This is a genomic window from Roseiarcus sp., assembly GCF_052145395.1.
Classification (GTDB): domain Bacteria; phylum Pseudomonadota; class Alphaproteobacteria; order Rhizobiales; family Beijerinckiaceae; genus Roseiarcus.
The window spans coordinates 1-4,480 of the sequence record NZ_JBKQOT010000073.1; the positions used below are offsets into that span (position 1 = coordinate 1).

2 protein-coding genes and 3 pseudogenes are annotated in these 4,480 nt (G+C 62.3%); 1 reads left to right on the forward strand and 4 read right to left on the reverse strand.

The features are described 5' to 3' along the window. Window positions 1-305: 305 nt before the first annotated feature. The 4 genes and pseudogenes from ACLP25_RS02530 to ACLP25_RS02545 all read right to left on the reverse strand — a co-directional run. Window positions 306-473, reverse strand: a pseudogene (locus tag ACLP25_RS02530) (Tn3 family transposase); the annotation flags it as partial. Then, window positions 439-810: pseudogene (locus ACLP25_RS02535) on the reverse strand (IS6 family transposase); the annotation flags it as partial. The pseudogenes ACLP25_RS02535 and ACLP25_RS02530, both read right to left, overlap by 35 nt. Window positions 811-2,292: 1,482 nt before the next feature. Continuing rightward, a complete protein-coding gene (locus ACLP25_RS02540) occupies window positions 2,293-2,535 on the reverse strand; it encodes a hypothetical protein (RefSeq protein ID WP_442467669.1) in 243 nt (80 codons plus the stop codon). 15 nt (window positions 2,536-2,550) lie between these two features. Then, window positions 2,551-3,882: pseudogene (locus tag ACLP25_RS02545) on the reverse strand (carboxylesterase/lipase family protein). A gap of 325 nt (window positions 3,883-4,207) precedes the next feature. Here ACLP25_RS02545 and ACLP25_RS02550 point away from each other — a divergent pair. Further along, the gene (locus ACLP25_RS02550; RefSeq protein ID WP_442467670.1) at window positions 4,208-4,351 is read left to right on the forward strand and encodes a hypothetical protein; all 144 of its coding nucleotides are present in this window, start codon (window positions 4,208-4,210) and stop codon (window positions 4,349-4,351) included. Window positions 4,352-4,480: the final 129 nt, after the last annotated feature.

The following is a 4,480-nucleotide window of genomic DNA, read 5'->3' on the forward strand; positions in this document are numbered from 1 at the left end:
AAATCTATACTGCCTGCTCGCGTATCAGGGCGGACTGGAGCTCCACTGTTTTTGCTCACGAATTAACAGCGCGCTCCGCCGGATTCGACGCCGAAAATCGCCTATACTTATTTGCCTTGACAATGCCATCGGGCGACGTCTTGGCGTGGCGCGTTCGACGATCCAGGACAATCTGAAACGGGCGGCGGCGGCTGGGCTTTCCTGGCCGCTGGCCGACGACGTCACCGACGACGCTCTGGAAACTCGGCGTGTGGCCGCGCCGGGGTCACGCAGGGTGAGCGGCGGCAGGCCGAGCCGGACCGGGCGGCCAGCACGCGTTGCAGCATCAACGTGTTCACGTAGACCGGGCAGGACTGCAGCAGGCGCAGCGCGTGCACCGCGACCTCCTGGTCCTCCAGGCGGTTGCTTGCCACCTCGCCGCCCTTGCCGAAGAAGATAAAGCCGTTGGCGCTGTTCCAGGTTTCGACGACGTCGCTTGACCTTGGCTGCCGTTTCCTGCGCCGCCCACGCCATCCCGACTGCCCGCCAAAGCCAGTGTTGCTCGCCGGCGATCGAGACGACGACCTCATCCATATGCCATTTGTCGCCGCGAGCAGGCGCACGCTTGCGGATCTGATCGGAAAACGCTTTGCCGAACTTCTTCCCCCACCGGCGCACGGTTTCGTAGGTCACGCAAATCCCGCGCTCCGCCAGCATTTCCTCGACCATGCGAAGGCTCAAGGGAAACCGGAAATAGAGCCACACGGCGTAGCTGATCACTTCCGGCGGAAAGCGATGGCGGCGATACAGAGGGTCACGGGAAGTCGACATGGTCGGCGTTTAACCGCTTGCCCACTCCCAACTCGTTAACGTGACGATGCCCCCGCCTCGCATTCGTTGCGCTGAGGACCGCCCCTATGCCTTACCGCTTGCTCAAACTGGCTGACGTTACCGCGTAATCAGCAACATCTTTATAGCGACGGAGGCGCTTCATTTGGATGGATCGTATGCATCTGGAACGTGCTTAAGGTGTTGAATGTAGGTGCCGGGTGGAGACGCTTACTATTGTAGAAGTCTTAGGGCGACAGTTTGTTTTGCGATGAAGTTGGAGATTGGACGATGGACGACGGGTGCAGCAGTGAGGCCCGTGAACGAGGCATGTCCACGGGCCTCTCCTTCCTTGGCTTGCGGTTTCCTCGCTAGCACACAGCTTTCGTGGCCGTTCTATTGCGGCAGATTCATGGTAATACTTCGACTAGCGTAGTCAAGGAAAGAAAATGCGTGGTTTTGTCGCGGATAAGCAAGCCAGTTGTAAACATTTAGACTTTGGCGGATTTGCTTTCGGGGTGGCTCGCGTGGGCCAGCTGGCAACAGGTAAAAGTCTCTTTTTCCGAGACGGTCCGCCGTCCGTTGGCCTTAACGCACAAACGTTCTGTACCATAGCGTTGCTGCCCTCTCGTATGCGCCAACCATCATTATCATAATGATAGCAACTGGTTAAGTGTCAATCGCCATATCCTATTTGCATATGGCTAGTGGTGTGCACATATACGGATATACAGAACGTCTTTCTAGTGGTATTCTGAAAGCGCTAACGGAGATTGACGCTTCACAACACAAGACGCCCGCGTAAAATGGGCAAGGCTCTATCCGCAATTTGAGTGAATCGAGCAACTAGAGGCCTGTAGCCGCGTTCATGCTGTGAGCCAGATCACAGCGGGTGCGCCGCGATCCTGTAAGGTGCCATCATTGTATCTAGCGACATTGCAAGGGGACGCTTTTCAGGCGACCGGGCCGAAGCCATTTCACCTGCTTCGGCCCATTCGTCTCGCTCACGACTCTGGCTCCCGCAGGTTCCCGATCTCACGTGTCTGAGTGACGACAACCAGCCAGCTTCCTGCGGCGCAAACTTCCGACCTTCGAACTGCTCCATGTCGTCGATGAACGCGACCTCGCTAGCCGTCAGTGGCAGCGGGCGCTCGGGTCAGAATCGGGTGGCGGGGGCTCTGGCTCTGGTGACGGCGTTGGCGGCCGAGCGGGCAGGATCATCCCGGCACCCATCATCGGCCGCGGGACGAAACGGTGATTGGCCGGCTCGGCTTCCTCTCTCCGAGCGCCGCGAGCTCATTCCGACGAATAGGTCGCAAGCGAACCGGTCGGGCTCTCAATCTTGCACGCTACTCTCGGCATGCCTCTATCGGCAGCACCTGAGACTCGATCATGCGCTCCCACATGCGCTCGACGGGCGCTTCGAACTTCGCCACGTCGCTTTCTCGCCACTCGTGACCTGTCCGAATGGAACTCGAAAAGTGACTACGGCGCCTTCGCTGGGGTCAGCGCGTCCCACAGCGCGCAATGATGCTCCTGCGCATAAGCGTCAGCGCTAATCTCTTCGGTGTGACCGCCCGCCAGGAAGCCGATTCGGCGAGGCGCTTGTGCGTCGTAACGCGGCCAGTCGGGCAATGGGGCGCTGTTAGGATCGCCGCTGGCCGCGAGGTTCGACCAGTATCCGAGCATGACCCTCGCCAGCGCCACCTGCGTCGGCGAGAGGGGCACTGTCGTCTCGCTCTGTCAGACATACGGCACGTCCGACGTGTGGCCCGCGGCGACCGGGAATGAGGACGGCACGTTCATGTAGGGACGCGGCGGCGATGTCTCATCGCGGAACTCGTAAGCGTAGGTCGGAGTCCATTTCGCCAGGGCGGCGACGACCGGGACGGAATTGCAAGCGAAGCCGGAGTCGGTCTGTACCGCGGCGAGCGCGGCCCCAGGCGCCTGCGCGGCGCTGAGCGGATACTCCGCGAGAACCCGGTCGGCGTTGGCTCCCTGCGACTTGCGCACCGCCGCCTCGAAGGAGGTCGACGTCACCGGCTGTTTCATAAGGTCGTTCCCTTCGTAGACGAAGGCGCGCGTCTCATGCCGTGTGTTGCCGATGATGACCGGAACTCGATTGAAATCGCCCGCGGCGAATGCGGCCGGCGCCAGCACCGGCTGCGCTGCGCCACCCTGCACCGGGCGCCACGAAAGCGCGGTCGTCACTTGCGCTTCGATGATCTCCGCCGGCGTCTTGCCGCGCATACATGCCGCCATTTCGGCGGCATCACTTCAGCCGATCGCCTGCGCGAAGCGCTCGCCACGCTGCGTCGCCTCCTTATGTTCGATGTTGACGCAATCGCCGATGCTCTGGATCACCGCGCGCTGGAACAGACCCTTCGCCGCAGGGGAGGCCATCAGCCAACACACGGACCCTGCGCCGGCCGATTGTCCAGCGATCGTCACGCGCTCGGGATCGCCGCCGAAAGCCGCGATATTGCGCTGAACCCAGCGCAAAGCCTCGATCTTGTCGAGATCGCCGTACTGTCCGCTTGACTGCTTGTCGGCCGACTCCGCGTCTAGCGCCGGCAGAGCGAGGTAGCCGAGAGCGCCGAGCCGGTAGTTCACCGTCACGACGACATTGCCTTCCGCGGTCAGCCAAGCTGGCTGCACATCGGTGCCCGCGCCGTTGACCCAGCCGCCGCCATGAAACCAGACGAGCACCGGCCGTTTTGCGCCGGCCTCGGCGGCGGGCGCATAGACATTGAGGTAAAGACAATCCTCATGCCAACTCGCCGTCGATCCGGGGCGCCAGAAGATTGCCTGCTGCACGCACTCGTCGCCCGGCTGCAAAGCGGGGCGCACGCCGGTCCAGTGATGCGGGCTCTGCGGCGGTTGCCACCGTAGTTCCCCCACCGGCGGTTCAGCATAAGGAATGCCTTCAAAGAGCCGGTATCCCGGTTGCCAGGCGCCCGCGAGCGTTCCCTCCGCGGTTTGAACCTGTGTGTCCACGGACGCAGCCGCGGCGGTGCCGACCCACCATCCGATCGCGAGGACCGCCGTCGCCGCCAAACGCGGCTCGGCGGCCACGTAGCATTGACATCAGGGAAGTCTGCGCCACCGGTCTCCTCCTCGACCTCGTTTCAGGAAAGCGAGCACCACTTTTGGACCTAATTGTGGGCTGGTCGTTTGAGGACGGCGCTGCAAGTTCTCGATGCGGCGATGGTCTCAGCTGAGAGATTCGGTGCGCAACGAACGGCCGCAGTCGACGTATTGCGGACGTAGCAGACCGCAGCCTTGGACGCCTCAATTGGGCGGAGAAGCGGACCTACTCGGGTCGCCAGCGAAGGCGCGGAGTCCGCCCGAAGCGGGCGTTCCAAAATCCCCTCGACTGGCCGCCTCCGACGCGAAGCTGATGTTCGCCGAAGACGTTAGGTATTGCAGGCATGGCTTCCTGAAGGTCTCGGTTCGGCTCCTGCCTTGGCACCATTCGGCCCTTTACGGTTTCCACGAGGCGGGCCTCGTCTCCGCGCATCTGGATGCAGCGGCGAGCGCTTGAGAAACTCGACGAGAAGCCGTCCTCCCTCCGCGGGCGTCGCCTGCGGGCCGCGCGGCGCGCGCGATTGACCGCCGGTACCGGCATCTTAGCCGGCCACGACTCTCCAGCGGCACGGCCCCGGTGGTTTAT